The 16,670-nt window shown below is 71.2% G+C and carries 16 protein-coding genes; 9 read left to right on the plus strand and 7 right to left on the minus strand.

Annotated elements, in window-relative coordinates; genetic code table 11:
* Positions 1-58 precede the first annotated feature (58 nt).
* Positions 59-3,784 (plus strand): nSTAND1 domain-containing NTPase, encoded by a 3,726-nt coding sequence (locus tag JIX55_RS03650; protein WP_257561756.1) that lies wholly within the window; start codon positions 59-61, stop codon positions 3,782-3,784.
* Positions 3,785-3,954: 170 nt separating this feature from the next.
* Entirely contained in the window at positions 3,955-5,424 is a 1,470-nt protein-coding gene (locus tag JIX55_RS03655) for a polysaccharide deacetylase family protein (RefSeq protein ID WP_257561757.1), read from the plus strand.
* Positions 5,425-5,634: 210 nt separating this feature from the next.
* Here the strand turns inward: JIX55_RS03655 and JIX55_RS03660 are convergent, their stop codons facing one another.
* Both JIX55_RS03660 and JIX55_RS03665 read right to left on the minus strand, forming a co-directional pair.
* Positions 5,635-6,363 carry a ribonuclease H family protein gene (locus tag JIX55_RS03660; protein ID WP_257561758.1) on the minus strand — a complete coding sequence of 243 codons (729 nt, stop codon included), beginning with the start codon at positions 6,361-6,363 and terminating at the stop codon, positions 5,635-5,637.
* A gap of 64 nt (positions 6,364-6,427) precedes the next feature.
* Positions 6,428-7,237 carry a VOC family protein gene (locus tag JIX55_RS03665; protein WP_257561759.1) on the minus strand — a complete coding sequence of 270 codons (810 nt, stop codon included), beginning with the start codon at positions 7,235-7,237 and terminating at the stop codon, positions 6,428-6,430.
* Positions 7,238-7,433: 196 nt separating this feature from the next.
* Between JIX55_RS03665 and JIX55_RS03670 the strand changes: the two genes are divergently transcribed.
* From JIX55_RS03670 to JIX55_RS03685, 4 genes are all read left to right on the plus strand, one after another.
* The gene (locus JIX55_RS03670) at positions 7,434-7,853 is read left to right on the plus strand and encodes a DUF6153 family protein (RefSeq protein ID WP_257561760.1); all 420 of its coding nucleotides are present in this window, start codon (positions 7,434-7,436) and stop codon (positions 7,851-7,853) included.
* A gap of 87 nt (positions 7,854-7,940) precedes the next feature.
* Entirely contained in the window at positions 7,941-8,618 is a 678-nt protein-coding gene (locus JIX55_RS03675; RefSeq protein ID WP_257561761.1) for a DUF3105 domain-containing protein, read from the plus strand.
* A 122-nt stretch (positions 8,619-8,740) separates the two neighbouring features.
* On the plus strand, positions 8,741-9,661 hold the full coding sequence (locus JIX55_RS03680) for an SGNH/GDSL hydrolase family protein (protein WP_257561762.1): 921 nt from the start codon (positions 8,741-8,743) through the stop codon (positions 9,659-9,661).
* 77 nt (positions 9,662-9,738) lie between these two features.
* Entirely contained in the window at positions 9,739-10,098 is a 360-nt protein-coding gene (locus JIX55_RS03685) for a DUF6193 family natural product biosynthesis protein (RefSeq protein ID WP_257561763.1), read from the plus strand.
* On the opposite strand, the gene JIX55_RS03690 is transcribed toward JIX55_RS03685, so the two are convergent.
* Together JIX55_RS03690 and JIX55_RS03695 are read right to left on the minus strand one after the other, a co-directional pair.
* A complete protein-coding gene (locus tag JIX55_RS03690) occupies positions 10,095-11,093 on the minus strand; it encodes a TerC family protein (RefSeq protein WP_257561764.1) in 999 nt (332 codons plus the stop codon). The genes JIX55_RS03685 and JIX55_RS03690 overlap by 4 nt on opposite strands.
* A gap of 159 nt (positions 11,094-11,252) precedes the next feature.
* A complete protein-coding gene (locus tag JIX55_RS03695) occupies positions 11,253-11,732 on the minus strand; it encodes a VOC family protein (RefSeq protein ID WP_257561765.1) in 480 nt (159 codons plus the stop codon).
* Between the two features lie 219 nt (positions 11,733-11,951).
* Between JIX55_RS03695 and JIX55_RS03700 the strand changes: the two genes are divergently transcribed.
* Both JIX55_RS03700 and JIX55_RS03705 read left to right on the plus strand, forming a co-directional pair.
* Positions 11,952-12,608: an ATP-dependent Clp protease proteolytic subunit gene (locus JIX55_RS03700; protein ID WP_257561766.1), complete on the plus strand. Its 657-nt coding sequence runs from the start codon at positions 11,952-11,954 to the stop codon at positions 12,606-12,608.
* Positions 12,608-13,210, plus strand: coding sequence for a ClpP family protease (locus tag JIX55_RS03705; RefSeq protein WP_257561767.1), 603 nt, complete (start codon positions 12,608-12,610; stop codon positions 13,208-13,210). The genes JIX55_RS03700 and JIX55_RS03705 overlap by 1 nt, the downstream gene beginning before the upstream one ends.
* 108 nt (positions 13,211-13,318) lie before the next feature.
* Here JIX55_RS03705 and JIX55_RS03710 read toward each other — a convergent pair whose 3' ends face one another.
* From JIX55_RS03710 to JIX55_RS03720, 3 genes are all read right to left on the minus strand, one after another.
* On the minus strand, positions 13,319-13,693 hold the full coding sequence (locus JIX55_RS03710; protein WP_306819979.1) for a helix-turn-helix domain-containing protein: 375 nt from the start codon (positions 13,691-13,693) through the stop codon (positions 13,319-13,321).
* Between the two features lie 81 nt (positions 13,694-13,774).
* Positions 13,775-14,365, minus strand: a complete 591-nt coding sequence (locus JIX55_RS03715; RefSeq protein ID WP_257561768.1) for a DinB family protein — start codon at positions 14,363-14,365, stop codon at positions 13,775-13,777.
* 52 nt (positions 14,366-14,417) lie between these two features.
* Positions 14,418-15,323, minus strand: coding sequence for a MurR/RpiR family transcriptional regulator (locus JIX55_RS03720; protein WP_257561769.1), 906 nt, complete (start codon positions 15,321-15,323; stop codon positions 14,418-14,420).
* A gap of 126 nt (positions 15,324-15,449) precedes the next feature.
* Here JIX55_RS03720 and JIX55_RS03725 point away from each other — a divergent pair, with 126 nt between their 5' ends.
* A complete protein-coding gene (locus JIX55_RS03725; protein WP_257561770.1) occupies positions 15,450-16,661 on the plus strand; it encodes a C45 family autoproteolytic acyltransferase/hydolase in 1,212 nt (403 codons plus the stop codon).
* The last annotated feature ends 9 nt before the right edge of the window (positions 16,662-16,670 follow it).

Raw genomic sequence — 16,670 nt, forward strand, 5'->3', positions numbered from 1 at the left:
GAGGAGAAACCATACGGTGGCTGCCCGCGCTGTGCTTGAAGTCTGGAGGGCTCCGTCCGTGGGGCGACGCGAGAAGCCGCTGGACCCCGACGCCGGTCCCATGGAACGGCTCGCGCACGATCTGCGCACCCTGCGCGAGAAGGCCGGGAAGCCCACCTACCGGGAGATGGCCAAGCGGGCGGGATATTCGGCGAGTGCCCTGTCGCAGGCGGCGGCCGGGGAGCAGCTGCCCTCGCCCGAGCTCGTCCGCGCGTACGCCCTGGCGTTGGAAGCGGATCCCGAGCAGTGGGAGGAGCGCCGGCGCGAGGCCGACCGGGCGATCAAGGAGGCGGCGGAGCAGGGCGGGGGCACCACGCCGCCGTATCAGGGACTGGGCCGGTACGAACCGGACGATCGAGAGCGGTTCTTCGGCCGCGACCGGCTCGTCGGCGAACTGCTCGACCTGGTGCGCGAGCACCGGTTCGCAGCGGTGTGCGGGCCGTCGGGAAGCGGCAAGTCGTCGCTGCTGCGGGCCGGTCTGATACCGGCTCTTCACGATGTTTCGGACACGGACCGCCCCGCGGTGATCCGGGTTCTCACTCCGGGCGAGCTTCCTGCGCGCAGCCATGCGCGGGCGCTGGTTCCGAAGGACGGCGAGCAGGACACGTGGGTGATCGTCGACCAGTTCGAGGAACTGTTCACGCTGTGCCATGACCGGGAGGAACGCACCCGGTTCCTTCATCTGCTGCTCGCGGCCCAAGCGCCCGAGAGCCGCCTTCGGGTGGTCGCCGCCGTCCGCGGCGACTTCTACGGCCACTGCTCCCTGGACCGGAGGCTGGCCGAGGCGGTCAGCCGGGCCACTCTGCTGGTGGGCCCCATGAACCGGGACGAACTGCGCGAGGTCGTCACCGGACCGGCGACGGCCGCCGGTCTCACCGTGGAACGCGCCCTGACCGCCCGCATCGTCGACGAGGTCGTCGACCAACCAGGTGCACTGCCGATGCTCTCCCACGCGCTGCTGGAGACCTGGCGCCGCCGCCGTGGCCGCATGCTGACCATGGCCGCGTACGACGAGGCCGGTGGTGTGCACGGCGCCATCGCCGCCACCGCGGACGAGATGTACGCGGAGCTTCCTCCGGTCCGGGCGCGCGCTGCCCGCCGTGCGCTGCTGCGGCTGATCGCGCCGGGCGACGGGACGGCCGACACCCGGCGCCCGGCCCGGAGGTCCGAGCTGGGGGATGCGGCGCGGGACGTCCTGGAGCGGCTGGCCCGCGCGCGGCTGATCACCCTGGACGGCGACACCGTCGAGCTGGCGCACGAGGCGCTGATCACCGGCTGGCCGAGACTGTCCGGCTGGATCGAGGAGGACCGTGAACGGCTGCGCGAGGAGCGCCGGCTCGGGGAGGCGGCCCGGTTGTGGGAGGAGCTCGGCCGTGACCCCGGCGCCCTGTACCGGGGTACGCGTCTGATCCGGGCCGAGGAGATGTTCCTGCGGCCCTCCGACGACGACGGCGACGGCCTGACCCCGTCCGAGCGCGCTTTCCTCACGGCCTCGCTGACCGTCCGCGACGCCGAACGCGAGGCGGAGGCCCGTACCGCCCGGCGGTCGCGCAGGCTGACCGTCGCCCTCTCCGTGTTCCTGGTGGTGGCCCTGGCCGCGGGGCTGTTGGCCTGGCAGCGTGACCGGGCGAGTCAGGAGGAGGCCGCCAAGGCCGCCGCCCGCCGCCTCGCGTCGGTGGCCGACAGCCTGCGGCCGACCGATCCGCGCACGGCCGAGCTGCTGAGTGTCGCCGCGTGGCGGCTGTCACCCCTGACCGAATCGCGCGGCGCGCTGCTGCGGGCCCTGGCACAGCCGGAGCGGGACGCGTTCAACGATCCGCAGACCGGGAGGGACGCCCGCCGCTTCCTCACCGACGGTGGCCGGACGCTGGTCAGCGTGGCGAGCAGTCGGGTGACCACCTGGCGGGTGACCGACCACCGCAGGCTCGGCTCCTACCGCCTCCCGGACGGCATGGAGGTGGCCGCCGTGAGCCCGGACGCCCGCACCCTCGGCCTTGTCGGGCCGGACGGCAACCAGCTGTGGCAGCCGTCGACCGACCGCACCGTCGCGGACCTGCGGGACTCGCCGGTGATCACATGGTTTGCGGGCGACGGGAAGAGCTATCTCGTCACCCCGCTGGAGGGCCCGGGAACCGCGGCCCTGCACCGGATCGACGACAGCGAGCGGCTGTTCGGCGCGGCCCTCCCGGGCCCGGTGTCCGCGGCCTCCGTCGGCGCGGACGGCCGACTGGTCGCCGTGTGCCCCGCGAACGGCTCGCCCCACCTCTGGGACGCCTCCCGCAACAAACGGCTGTCCGGCGCCTGGGACGAGGCCGGGAAGGACACGTGCGGTACGGGGTCGGGTGCCGACTCGGGCGCGAACATGGTCCGGCTCAGCGCGGACGGTACGCGGTTGGCCGTGACCTCCGGAACGGCGTTCCGCGTCTGGGACATCCCCAGCGGGCGCCTGGTCGCTGACGTGGCGAGCCCGGGCGACTCCGGCTTCACCCTCGCCGACCTGTCCCGCGACGGACGGTTCCTGGCCGCGTCCGACGGCCAGGAACTCGCGGTGTGGCGTCTCGGCGGCGACCCCGTCCAGGTCTTCGGGCGGGCCCTGTCCGGCACCGAGCTGCACGGCCTCGCCTGGGACCCCGGAAAGGACGGGGTACTGCGCTCCTTCGACGACGGGATCGTCCGCACGTACGACCTGACCACCGTCCTCTCCGCCGGCTGGCGGTCCACCCCGTCCGAGACCGCGGTGCTCAGCCCGGACGGCACCACGCTGGCCACCGCGACCCGCTCCGGCGGCGGCCACCGCCTCGAACTGCGCTCCACCCGCACCGGAGCCCTCGTCGCCCGGGCCGCGCTCGGCGCGTCGACCACCGATGACGCGACTCCGCTCCTGACCTTCAGCCCGGACGGCCGGGCGCTCGCCGCCGCCGACGCCACGGACTCGGCGCACCTGCGCCTCAGGGTGTGGGACACGGCGGGAGGCAAGGTACGCACGTCGCTCACGCTCCCGCGCGGGGTCCAGCAGACGGTGTCCGGGATCGCCCTCGGTCCGGGCGGGCGCACCTTGCTCGTCCCGCGTGGCACGGGTGACGCCGATGTTGTGGACGTGTGGGACATCGGCGGCGGCCGGGCGCACAGGTCGGGCAGCATCGAGGGGCTCACCGGCGCCCCCATGACGGTGCGCGGCGACGGGCGCCTGATCGCGTCCGCCGCCGACCAGGTCGCCACGCTGCCCGGCCGGGTCACCGGCCGGGTCACCGGCCGGGCCCTCGCCGCGGGCGAGAACGTCACCGCCCTTGCCTTCAGTCCCGACGGCACCCGGCTCGCGGTCGGCGACTCGTCGGGGCGCGTGACCCTGTGGGACGGCGACGTCCGCCGCCGCATGGGCGTCCTTCCCGGAACGTCGCGTGCGGGCGCCGCTCCGGAAGGCGTGGCCGCGCTCGCCTTCTCGCCCAACGGACACACCCTCGCCGTGGGCGGTACGGACGGGACGCTTCAGCTGTGGGACACCGCCTCCCAGCAGTCCCTCGTCGGCGCCCTGCCCACGCCGGGCGACCCGCTCCGGTCCGTCGCCTTCAGCCGAGACGGCGGCACGCTGTTCGCCGCCGGTCAGTACGTCCCGCTCCAGAGCTATGCCGTCGACCCGGCCAAGGCCATAACGGTCATTTGCGACCGCACCGGAAGTGGACTGACCGAAGCCCAGTGGCGCACGTACGTCCCCGACGCCCCCTACCGCGCGATCTGCGACCGCTGAGCGGCATCCGCCGTACCGGAATTTTGTTCAGAGCATCGAAGCGCCTGGTAATCAACGTCGCCGGACGGTGAGATCGGGCAGTGCCGTGCCGCGAACCGCTCCCTCCCCGCGGTTTTCAGGGAGCCGCAGCACGGCAGCCCCGTCATCCCACTCGCGAAGGCTACGTTCGCATGCGCAAAAATCTTCTCCTGCCCTCGCTCATCCTGCTCGGCTCGCTGGCCCTGACCGCGGCCTGTGCCGGCGGCCCGTCCGGGACCGAATCCGGCCAGGGCGGCGCCACCGCTTCGTCAGGGCCGGCGATCGACGACCAGGGCATCGACCCGGCGAAGATCAACGGCCTGGACATCGTCACCGACAGCAGCGAGCACGGCTCCTGCCCCTATGCCACCAGCTATCCGGCGGTACCCGGCGCGGACGCGATGGCAGCCGCGATGCGGAAGGACGTCCAGCAGCGCCTGGCCACGTTCCTCGGCACGAACGACGGCGCGCAGGCGACCGACTGCGGGGGCGGGTCGGGCTCCCGCAGCGGGCAGGAGCTGAACATCAGCCACCAGTTCCTCATCGCCTCCGGCGATGTGCTCGGCGTGCGGCTGTCCACGCTGGACCGCGGCGCGGCCGGGGACGGACTGGCCACCAGGACGTACTGGTACGACGGTGCGGCCAAGGCGTACCGCACGCCGCCCGGGCTCGTCGCCGACGGCGCCCGGGAGTCCTTCATCGCCGCGCTGAAGAAGGACCTCGAGGGCCAGGAGGGCGTCGACGCCGGCCAGCTCGACGAGGTGTTCGGCGATCCGGCGGCCCAGACCGCCGTCCTGGACGACGTCGCGTTCGGCACCGACGGCGGCATGCGGGTCAGCTTCGACCGTGGCGACGTGGGCGTCCCGGCCGGCGGGCGCTATGCGGTGGCCTTCTCGAAGGAGACGATCACCCCTTGGCTGTCCGCCTTCGGCAAGCGGGCGCAGCAGCAGGCCATGCACCCGAGCGGAACGCTGGACCTGGGCGCCACCGGCGCCCCCGAGGAGCCCGTGCCGACCCACCGGGCCTCGGGGGAGGACACCACGGACTGCACGAAGGTGAAGTGCGTCGCGCTGACCTTCGACGACGGGCCGGCTGTGCCGGAGGCGGCGACACTGCTGAACCACCTGGCCCAGTACAAGGCCCGCGTCACCTTCTTCACCGTGGGGCAGAACGTCGCCGCGCACCCCGAACTCGTCCGCGCCGAGGCGAAGGCCGGCCACGAGGTCGGCAACCACTCCTGGAACCACCCCGACCTCACCCGGCTCACCCCCGAGCAGATCAGGTACCAACTGAACCGCACCAGCGAGGCGATCAAGAACGCCACCGGCGAGGCGCCGACCCTCTTCCGGCCGCCGTACGGCGCCATGGACGCCAAGGTGAAGGCGGCCACCACACTGTCACCGGTGCTGTGGGACGTGGACACCGAGGACTGGAAGTACCGCGACGCCGCCAAGGTCGCCCAGACCGTCATCGCCAAGACCGAGCCCAACGATGTCGTCCTGATGCACGACATCCATCCCACCTCGGTGGCCGCCGTCCCCGAGATCCTGCGGACGCTGACCGCCCGCGGCTACCACTTCGTCACGGTCAGCCACCTGCGAACCACCCTGGCACCCCGGTAACCGAAGAACAGTCGCGGATTCCTTCATTCCCGCCAGGCCCTGATGCGCGCCCGGCAGGGGATGCGACGACCGGGCCGGCAGGCTGCTGGCGACCGTCACGCCGACATCCCGGGCCGTACGGGCCGACGTCGCCCCTGGTCTCCATCGCCGTGCTCATCGGCGAGTGGCGCGGCGCCGTCGTGTGACGCCCACGCCTCTTCCGTCCCTGGGCTACTGGGCTCCGGTGGTCTCCGCCGTACGGCACTCCGGGTGGCCCCAGCCCTGGTCGTTCTTGGCGATGGGCTCGCCCGCGGCGTACGGGCGGCCGCACAGGCAGCGGCCGGGGAACTTCGCCTTGATGGTGCGGGACGAGGATGGCGACGAGCCGTTCCGGGCGCCGGTCCTGGCCGACTTCCCGGGCTTCTTCGCCGTGGCGCGGCGGGCCGGGACCGTGTCGGGCGTGGCCGGCGGTTCCGGGGAGCCCAGCTCGGTGCCGGCGGGTTCCTGGACGATGGCCGCCTGGCTCGCCGCGCGGTCGGCGAAGTCGTTCAGGCGGTCGCCGTCGACCTGGTGGGCGGGGACGTAGCGGAACTCCACGGAGCGGCCGGCGAGCAACTCGTCGATACGGACCACGAGTTCCTGGTTGGCGACCGGCTTGCCGGCGGCCGTGCGCCAGCCGTTGCGCTTCCAGCCGGGCAGCCAGGTGGTGACCGCCTTCATCGCGTACTGGGAGTCCATCCGGATCTCGATCGGCACCGCCGGGTCGGTGGCCGCCAACAGCCGCTCCAGGGCGGTGAGTTCGGCGATGTTGTTGGTGGCTCTGCCCAGCGGGCCGGCCTCCCAGCGCGAAGGGATCTCGTCGTCCTCGGCGACCACCCAGGCCCAGCCCGCTGGTCCGGGGTTTCCCTTGGACGCTCCGTCACAGGCGGCCACAACACGTTCCGGCATGGCATCGATCATGCCATGCGCGGGGGTGTGGGACCGTCCACGGGTCCCCCACCCCCGCGCACACCTCCGCGCCCGCTCAGTCCACGTCCGTGAGCGCCGGCATCTCGCCCTGCGTGTTGGTGACGTCGATGACCGAGAACGACGCGCCCTGCGGATCACTGAGCGCCGCGAAGCGGCCGAAGGGGGTGTCCATCGGGCCGAAGCGCAGGACGCCGCCCAGCTTGGTGGCCTTGGCGACCGCGTCGTCGCAGTCGGCGACGGTGAAGTACACGTTGATGTACGACGGCACCTCGGGCGGGAAGTCCTCCTCCGTCATCTTCATCCGACCGAGAAGCGGGTTCGCCCCGAGGTCGAAGACCCGGAAGTCCATCTGGGGGTTCTCGGGGTCGTCCATCTGCTTGACCCGGTACGGGAAGACGGCCGGGAAGAACGCGTCGGACTTCTCGGGCTCCCGCGTGAAGATCTCGGCCCATACGTACGCGCCGGGCACACCCATGGTCTCGAAGCCCTCGTGGACGCCGGCCTGCCAGACGCCGAAGACGACGCCGTCCGGGGAGCGGGCCAGCAGCATGGAGCCGAAGTCGCCGACCCGCATCGGTTCCATCAGCAGTTCGCCGCCGTTGTCACGGATCTTCGTGGCGGTGGCGTTGACGTCGGGTGAGGCGAAGTAGAGGCACCAGGCGGACTGCCCTTCCTGCCCGGGCATCGGCGGGACGACGGCGGCCACCGCCTTGCCGTCCGCGTACGCCTGTGTGTAGTTGCCGTACTCGGAGGACGCCTCGCCGAACGTCCAGCCCAGCACGTCGCCGTAGAAACTCTTCGCCCCCTCGACGTCGCTGAACATCGCGTCGGCCCAACAGGGCGTTCCCTCGGGATGTGCGGCCATGACTGCCACTCTCCTCGGTTCGACGGGTGGTTTCCCCGGCCCTCACGCTAGCCAGGAGCGGCCCCGGACGCGCGCCGAACAGGACAGACCGCGTGAAATCAGCACGACATCCGTGAGGCGGGACCACGGCTGTGCGTCGTCTGATAATTTCAGCGGCGCTCGCACTCCCGTTCGCCTCGACTCATCAGGTGGATCCATGTCCGGCCGGCCCTTCAGTCGTACGGCGATGCCGTGCGCCCGGAGCCGGTCGGCGCGCCTGGTGCTCGTGGTCTCGTTGGCCCTCACCACATTCCTGTTGTTCTGTGCGGGCTCGCCTCCCGGTGACGGTCCGCGGCAGCGCCCGCATTCGGTGTCGGCACCGGTGGAGGAGCGCTCGGTCGCCGTGCGGGCGGATCATGTGGAGCGCGCCCCCTGCGAGCACGGTCCGGGTCGGCACGGCTGCCACTCCCCCGACCCGCGAGCGGTTCTCGGCCAGGTGCCGTTGCCCGGCGCGGACCACACCGCGGCGACCTGGCAGCCCGCGACGGCCCCGGCGCCGGTCGCGCTCGACGGGGCCCGGGAGCCGGGGCGGGCCCGCCCTCCCGATCTCCACGAACTGCAGTTGCTCCGCGTCTAGGCCGGACACCGGCCCCCGCCCGACAGACCCAAGACGACTCGCAGGACCGCCCTGCCCGTGCGGCACGGCGGGGAGAAGGACATCCCCATGGCTTCATCCAAGGCGAAGGCCAAGAACAACGGCCCGAAGGGCAAGAACAACAGCCCCAAGGCCCGGGAGGCGGCGCGGCGCGCCCGCGTCGAGGAGATACGCAAGGCAGAGCAGGCCCGTGAGCGGCGTATGCGCCTGATCACGCTGGGCGTCACCGCCGCGATCCTTGCCGGACTCGCAGGCGGCGGCTGGTACCTGATCGACTCCGCCCAGGAGAAGGAGGAGGCGAAGGCCGCGCCGATCGACGGCGTGAAGAGCTGGTCGAAGCTCACCCAGAACCACGTCTCCGAGACTGTCGACTACAAGATGAGCCCGCCGGTCGGCGGCGACCACAGCGCGGTGTGGGTCAACTGCGACAAGCAGGTGTACACCAAGGCCGTGCCGAACGAGAACGCCGTGCACGGGCTGGAGCACGGCGCCGTCTGGATCACGTACAACGACAAGGCGGCCAAGGCCGACGTCGAGTCGCTGAGCAAGCTCGTGACCAACACGACGTACACCTTCATGAGCCCCTACGAGGACCAGTCCTCGCCGATCGTGCTGAGCGCCTGGGAGCACCAGCTGAAGGTGGACAAGGCGTCCGACCCGAAGGTCCAGAAGTTCCTCGACAAGTACGTGCAGGGCGAGCAGACGCCGGAGCCGGGGGCCGCGTGCTCCGGCGGCATGACGCCGTGACCTGACCGCGTGAGGGCGTCCGGCGAGGCCGGGCGCCCTCGTGGCCGACACGGGTCTTCCCCCTTGCTCCCGGCTGTGCTTGCCTGGGGAGCCGTTTCGATGGCCGGGGCGGGAGTCGCCGTATGCGCAAGCCGTGGATCGTGGGAGTGGCGGGGGCGGTGCTCGCCGCGCTGCTGCTCGGCGCGTGCGGGGACCCTGAGTCGGCGCCCGAGGAGGCACCACCGTCGGCCGCGGCACCGGACCCGTCACCGACCACGCGTCAGCGGGCCGCCACCGCGTCCCCCGACGCCCGCGCGGCGAAGCCGGCGCCCGTGGTGCTCTATCTCGGGGACTCGCTCGCCATGGAGAACCAGAAGGTCCTCGGCGCGTCACTGGAGGCCGACCTCGACGCCCGCTACACGAGCGCCCCGTACTCGGGCACCACCCTGTGCGACTACCTGGAGGGCACCGCCGACCGGTCGCTCGTCCCGACGAAGGACAAGGCGGCCGCGCTGGTGCGGCGGCTGAGCCCGGACTACGTCGTGCTTCAGTTCTGGGGCAACGCGTGGGACTACACGCCGTGCATGGACGGGATCACCTACGACAAGGCCCGCGCGAAGTACTTCGAGCGGTACACGGCCGCCGCATCCCAGCTCACCGAGCAGATCGCGAACGCGGGCGGCACCCACCGGCCGAAGATCGTGTGGGTGCTCCAGGGCCCGGACCCGATCACCCCTGACCGGGTCCGCCGGGTGAACGCCCTGTACGAGAAGCAGGCCAAGGCCTCCGGTGACCTCGTCGCCGACGCCGGCAGGGCCGTGAGCCCGGGCTCCGACCGCTACGCCTGGACCCAGTACCTGCCGTGCACCGCGTACGAGCGCGAGCACGACGGCTACTGCACCCAGCCGGGCCAGGACCGCACGGCCCTCCACCACGACGAGGACTACCTCCACTTCTGCCTGGCCCCGACGACGTCGAAGCCGAAGCCGTGCCCGGTGCTCTCGCCGGGCATCACACGGATCGCCCGGGAGATCACGCGGGTGATCAGCGAGGCGAGCACCTGAGACGCCGTGGAAGCGATCCCGGTCGGCCTCCCAGTGATCACTTGTGGCCGAGCCCGGGAACCCGGAGGATGGCGCTCGTGTCCGAAGCTCCTGACATCGCGACGGCCTGGCACTGGCTCCTGGAACGCAGGCCCGGGACGCGGGGCGCCACGCACGACGCGCTGCCCGTCGTCGTCGAGGCCGCATACGCCGAGCCGAGCCTGCGCGCCCGCTACCCGTTCCCCACCCACGGCACGCTGCACTTCTTGCGCAGCGCCCCGCCGTGGCCCGACTCGGACCACGACGAGGCACCGTTCATCCTGTACGGCGGGCCGCCGTACCAGGTCTACTCCTCCGGCTACACCGATCTCCTCGGCGAGTGCGCGACCCCCGCGGAGGCCGCCGCTCTCGTGGTGAGCCACCTGCCCGCGCACACGGGCGGGGAGCGGGGCGTCTAGACCTCCTCGGAGGCGCGCTCCTCCTCCGGGTCCGCCGGCGCCTGCTGCCGCTCCGCCTGCTTCTTCGACGCCCACAGGCTGGTCGCCGTCGTCACCGCGAGGACCAGGACGATGAAGCCGAGCGAGAAGGGGATGGAGATCTCCGGTACGTGGACGCCGGACTCGTGCAGGGCGTGGAGGACGAGCTTGACGCCGATGAAGCCGAGGATGACCGACAGGCCGTAGGAGAGGTGGACGAGCTTCTTCAGGAGGCCGCCGATGAGGAAGTACAGCTGGCGCAGGCCCATGAGCGCGAACGCGTTGGCCGTGAAGACGATGTACGGGTCCTGGGTGAGGCCGTAGATCGCGGGGATGGAGTCGAGGGCGAACAGGACGTCGGTGGAGCCGATCGCGAGCATCACGACGAGCATCGGCGTCATGACACGCTTGCCGTTCTGCTCGATCCACAGCTTGGTGCCGTGGTACCGGTCGGCCACGCCGAATCGATTCTCCACCGCCTTGAGGAGCTTGTTCTCCTCGTACTCCTCCTCGTGGCCGCCCTTGCGGGCGTCCTCGACCAGCTTCCAAGCGGTGTAGATCAGGAACGCGCCGAAGATGTAGAAGACCCAGGAGAAGCCGGCGATGATCGCCGCGCCGGCCGCGATGAAGATCGCGCGGAGCACCAGCGCCATGAGGACGCCGACCATCAGGACGCGTTGCTGGTACTGCGAGGGCACGGCGAACTTCGCCATGATCAGGACGAAGACGAAGAGGTTGTCGACGCTCAGGGACTTCTCGGTGATGAAGCCCGCGAAGAACTCTCCCGCGGGCTTGCCCCCGCCGACGGCCAGCACGCCGAGGCCGAACGCGATCGCCAGGGCGATCCAGACGGCCGACCAGATGCCGGCCTCCTTGATCGACACGTCATGGGGTTTGCGGCCGATGAAGAAGTCGACGGCGACAAGGACGCACAGGGCGACGATGGTGAGCAGCCAGGTGGTCAGGGAGACGTTCAAGGTTCCTCCGGGTCAGGCGGTGCACAGGAAAGCCTCACCAGCCGCCTTTGCAACCGCTACCCGGCGTGGGTGAAGAACTGCCGAAATCCTTGTGTGCGCCCTGGCGGGAGGTCTTCCCACGGGAGCCGTCCACCAGGGCGAGGGGGTGTCCGGAGTCGGCTATTCGCCCGCGTACGCCTTCCGCAGCGCGGCGAGGTCGAGTTTGCCCATCGGCATCATCGCCGCGTACACGCGGGCCGACTTCTGCGGGTCCGGGTCGCTGATCATGTCGAGGAGTGCGGTGGGTTCGATCTGCCAGGACACGCCGAACCTGTCCTTGAGCCATCCGCATTGGCCGCCCTCGCCGCCCTCGGTGAGGCTGTTCCAGTAGTAGTCGATCTCGTCCTGGTCCTCGCAGAGGATCTGGAAGGAGATGGCCTCGCTGAACTTGAACTGCGGGCCGCCGTTCAGCGCGATGAACTTCTGCCCGTTGGCCACGAACTCCACGGTGAGCACGGAGCCGGCCGGCTGGGGCATGCCTTCGCCGTAGTGGGTGACCCTGCCGATCCGGGAGTTCTTGAAGATCGATACGTAGTGGGCGGCCGCTTCCTCGGCCTGGCCGTCGAACCACAGGCAGGTGGTGAATCCGTCGCTGGACATGTGCGCCTCCTCCGGCGGGGTGTGTCGTCTCCTGAGTCGACCGATCCTGGTCCGGAAACTCATCGGTGGCGCGGCCACGCGTGGCGACGGGCCGGGGAGAGGGCGGTCCTCTGCTGTCGGCGAATCTGCCACGGGCAGAGAAAGTCCAGGTGGGCGGTGGTTCGTGGGGAGAGTGGGGGCAGCGGCCACCGCGGTCGCGTCAATCCTCAGGGAGGAACCGTGGCTCCACTGATCACCGGCTGGGCGCCGACGCTCGCCCCGCGTGCCGAGGAGGGTGACACCCCGCCGTCACGCTTCGACGACCATCTCGCCGCGCAGCTGCTCGCGCAGCGGATCGTCTTCCTCGGCACCCAGGTCGACGAGGTCTCCGCGAACCGGGTCTGCGCGCAGCTGCTGGTGCTGTCGGCGGAGGACCCGCGCACCGACATCAGTCTGTACATCAACAGCCCGGGCGGTTCGGTGACCGCGGGTCTCGCCATCTACGACACGATGCGGCTGATCCCGAACGACGTGGCGACGCTGGCGATGGGTTTCGCGGCGAGCATGGGCCAGTTCCTGCTGAGCGTGGGCACGCGCGGGAAGCGGTTCGCGCTGCCCAACGCGCGGATCATGATGCACCAGCCGTCGGCGGGCATCGGCGGCACCACCGCGGACATCGAGATCCAGGCGGAGAACCTGGAGTTCACCAAGAGGGCCATCGAGCGGATCACCGCGGAGCACACCGGCCAGTCCGAGGAGACGATCTCCCGGGACGGCGACCGCGACCGCTGGTTCACGGCCGAGCAGGCCAAGGAGTACGGGATGGTCGACCGGGTCGTCGAGTCGCTCGACGACGTACGGCCGGCCGCGACCCGCCGACGGATGGGGCTGCAGTGATGGGGACGTACACCATTCCGAACGTGGTCGAGCGGACGCCGCAGGGCGAGCGGTCGTACGACGTGTTCAGCCGGCTGCTGTCCGAGCGGATCATCTTCCTCGGCACGGAGATCGACGACGGGGTGGCCAACGTCGTCATCGCGCAGCTGCTCCATCTGGAGTCGTCGGCGCCGGAGAGCGAGATCGCGATCTACATCAACTCGCCCGGGGGATCGTTCACTTCCCTGATGGCGATCTACGACACGATGACGTTCGTGCAGGCGCCGATCTCGACGTTCTGCGTCGGGCAGGCGGCCTCCACGGCGGCGGTGCTGCTGGCCGGCGGGGACCCCGGGCGGCGGTTCGTACTGGAGCACGCGCGGGTGCTGCTGGGGCAGCCGGCGAGTGGTGGCCGGCAGGGCACGGTCTCCGACCTCTCCCTTCAGGCCAAGGAGATGGTGCGGATCCGTGCGCAGGTCGAGGGGGTTCTCGCCCGGCATACGCACCGTGATGCGGGGGAGCTGCGGGCCGACATGGATCGGGACAAGGTGTTCACGGCGGAGGAGGCGGTGGCGTACGGGCTGGCGGACGAGGTGTTGGGTCGGCGGGTGGTGGGTGACTGAGGGCCCGCCGACCGGGTGGGGTACATCGCTTGTGTGGCGGCTGCGGGGCTGATTGTGGTTGCTCGCGCAGTTCCCCGCGCCCCTTTGGGGCGCGGGTGGTGAGCCTGGTCAGGCTGCGAGGCACAGCCCGTTGTAGGGGGCGTTGGTCGTCCTGCGGGTGTGGGGCGTATGGCGGGTCAGTTCGGTCTGGGCCAGGGAGAGTAGGTCGCCCAGGCTCAGGCCGAGGGCCTGGGCGGCGGCCGCGAGGACCTCGGACGAGGCCTCCTTGCGGCCCCGTTCCACCTCGGAGAGGTACGGCATCGAGATCCGCGCCGTGTCGGCCACGTCCTTCAACGTGCGTTCCTGGGCGAGCCGTTCGCGCCGGAGGACGTCACCGACGAGGTCGCGCCACAGGGGTTCCTTGGCGGGTGGGCCGCCGGCGGGAGGGGCCACTGTCGGGCGTAGCGGGATGACTCGGGCTTCGTTCGGCGCTTGTCGGCTCACTTCTTCAGCGTAGGAACTCCGAGCGGGAGGGGAAGGGGGCGGCGTTCCGCCCTCAGGGAAATCCCGGTCCCGCACCGGACGTCACTGGCCGATGCGGCCGTCGATGCGTTCGCGCAGGAAGTCGGCGTGGCCGTTGTGGCGGGCGTACTCCTCGATCATGTGGACGAGGACCTCGCGGAGGGCGATGGGCTCGTCGTCGTGGCGGCCGGTGATGCCCAGGTCGGGGGCCGCGGCGACGAACCGCTCGGCGAAGTCGACCTCGGAGCGCCAGGTCTCCCAGGCGTCGGCGACGGCCTCGGGGTCGGCCACGGCATCGTTGAAGTCCCCATCGGGGTCGTCTCCGGCGCGGTAGTGGCGTGGCTCCCGCTGTCCTGCCAACGCCTCGCGGAACCAGTACTGTTCCACGCCGGCCAGGTGGCGTACGAGCCCCAGCAGCGACATGTCGGACGGCGGCACCGAGCGACGGGCCAGGGCCTCGGCGTCGAGCCCCGCGCACTTCAGCTCCAGGGTCAGCCGCTGGTCGCGGAGGTACCCGACCAGGGTGGCCCGCTCCCCCTCGTAGCCTCCTTCGCTGCGCGGATCCCCTTCGGGTCCGACGAACCTGTCGCCCCAGCCGGGCTTCCGCTCCGGCAGGGGCTGTTCGTCGGGCCGCGTCTCAAGACTGTCACTCATGCGGAGGAGCATCGGCGGTCGTCGCACCGGTGCGCCACCGCTTTTCCGCCGGTCAGCCCTTCCGGTTGCTTCTGGTGGGCATCAACTGCTCGCGCAGTACGGTGAGTTGGTGGGAGGTGTCGACGGCCCGTGTCTCGTCCAGAGTCGTCAGGGCGAGGAGCAGCACATCCGCCACGACGAGCGCGGTGAGCGCCTCCGAGGTGATGCCCGTGGGGGTGTGCGGTGCGGTCAGGACGGCGTCCACGCGGTCGCCGAACTCCTCTCCGAGTTCGTCGGTGACGAGGACGACCCGCGCCCCGACCGCTCGCGCGCGTTCGACGAGCACGGTCAGCTCGTGCAGGGCACGCCCGGGTTGGAAGATCACCACGGCGTCGCCCTGACGCAGCGCCAGCAAATGGTCGGCGAGGGCGAACCCGGTGGCGCCGGAGAAGCGGGACCGGCGGTCGATGCGGCCCAGCGCCAACGACAGGTGGCGGGCGGCCGGTTCGGAGGCGGCGATCCCGAAGCAGTGGATCTCCCCGGCGTCGGCGAGCGCGGCCACGGCGGCACGCAGGGCGTCCGGCTCGGTCAGCCGCCGGGTCTGCTCGATGCGTTCCTGGGCCTCGTCGATCACATCGCTCCAGATGCCGTCGAGGTCCGGGCCGACATGGGCGATGCGCTGCTTCAGCCGCACCTCGGGCGCCACGGCCGCGGTGAAGCCGGTGGCCAGTTCACGCTTGAGGGCGGGCAGACCGGCGTAGCCGAGACGCTGGAGCGCGCGGACCACGGTGGCGTTGCTGGTCCCGCTGGCCGTGCCGAGCTCCTGGGCGCCGGCGAAGAGGAGTTGCTCGACGGGGGCGCTGGCGAGGTACTGGGCGACCGCGCGCTCGGAGGCGGACAGGCTCTCCCAGTGGTCACGGACCGCCGCGCGGAGCCGGGCCAGCCCGTCTCCGAGATCCCCGTGATCTGAAATTTTCATTACAGACATTGACTTCCTTGTGACGGCCGTTACTCTCCTGGACAACGCATTCCAAGAGGAGAGATTCTCGTAACCGACGTTACAGCACGTCGGGGGTACGGGCAGCTCTCCGTCGCGAGGAGAAGAATGGCATCCCCCTCTGCCCCGGCAGCCCCCTCATCCCGCTCCCTCCCCCTGGTCGAGATCTCCGGCGCTCCCCTGGAGCGCGGGCGGCAGTACGGCGAGGCCGTGCGGCCCCAACTGCACGCGGCGCTCGCCTACTACGAGGAGGCCTTCGGTCACGCCGCCGGGCTGACCTGGGACCAGGTCACCGCCCGCGCGTCCCGCTGGCAGGAACCGGTGGACGCGTACGCACCCCAGCTGTTGGAGGAGATGCGGGGCATCGCCGACGGGGCGGGCGTGACGCTCCTGGACGTGCTGGCGCTCAACGCCCGTGGCGAGGTCCTCTACGACCAGTCGTTCGCGACGATGGTGTCCGAGTCCGCGTCGGAGGAGACGGTCGCCGAGGAGCGGGTCGAGGGCTGCACCTCGTTCGCCCTGTACGGGCCGGCCAGCGGCGACGGTCATGTGTGGGCCGGGCAGAACTGGGACTGGCGGGCGGGTGTGGGCGACACGGTCGTCATGCTGCGGATCGTGCAGCCCCCCGCGCCGACGCTGATCATGCAGGTCGAGGCCGGGCAGGTCGGCCGCCAGGGCGCCAACTCGGCGGGCATCGCGCTCAACGCCAACGGTCTGGGCGGACGGTTCGACGACAGCGTCGGCCTGCCGCAGACCGTGGTCCGCCGCAGCGTCCTGGACCAGGCGAGTATCACGGACGCGCTGGACGTGCTGTGCCGCACCCGGGCGCACATCGCCTCCAACGCGCTGCTGACCTGCCGTGAGGGCTTCGCCATCGATCTGGAGACCACGCCCGCCGGGCACGGCTGGATGCACGCGCGGGACGGGCTCCTGGTGCACGGCAACCACTACCAGGCGGGGGTCCCCGCGGCCATCGCCGCCGACTACCGCCCGTTGTCCTCGGACTCGCTGGTGCGCGTACCCCGCGCCGAGCAGGGTCTGCAGGCGCTGCGCGGGTCCACCGGGCCCGACGAGTCCCGCAAGCTGATCAAGCAGGCCATGTCCGACCACCTCGGACTGCCCGAGTCGTTGTGCACCCACCCCGATCCGCGCCGGCCCGTCGTGGAGCACTGGACCACGCTGGTCTCCTCCTGCGTGGACCTGACCAGCGGCGACTACCACGTGACCGCGGGCACCCCCTGCGACCGCGACTACCAACACCTGCCGTGGAACCTCTACGACGGCCCGCACGGCGCCCCCTCCACCGACTGTCCCAGCTGAGAGCACAGG

Origin of the sequence: Streptomyces sp. DSM 40750 (assembly GCF_024612035.1) — a bacterium.
Lineage (GTDB): Bacteria > Actinomycetota > Actinomycetes > Streptomycetales > Streptomycetaceae > Streptomyces.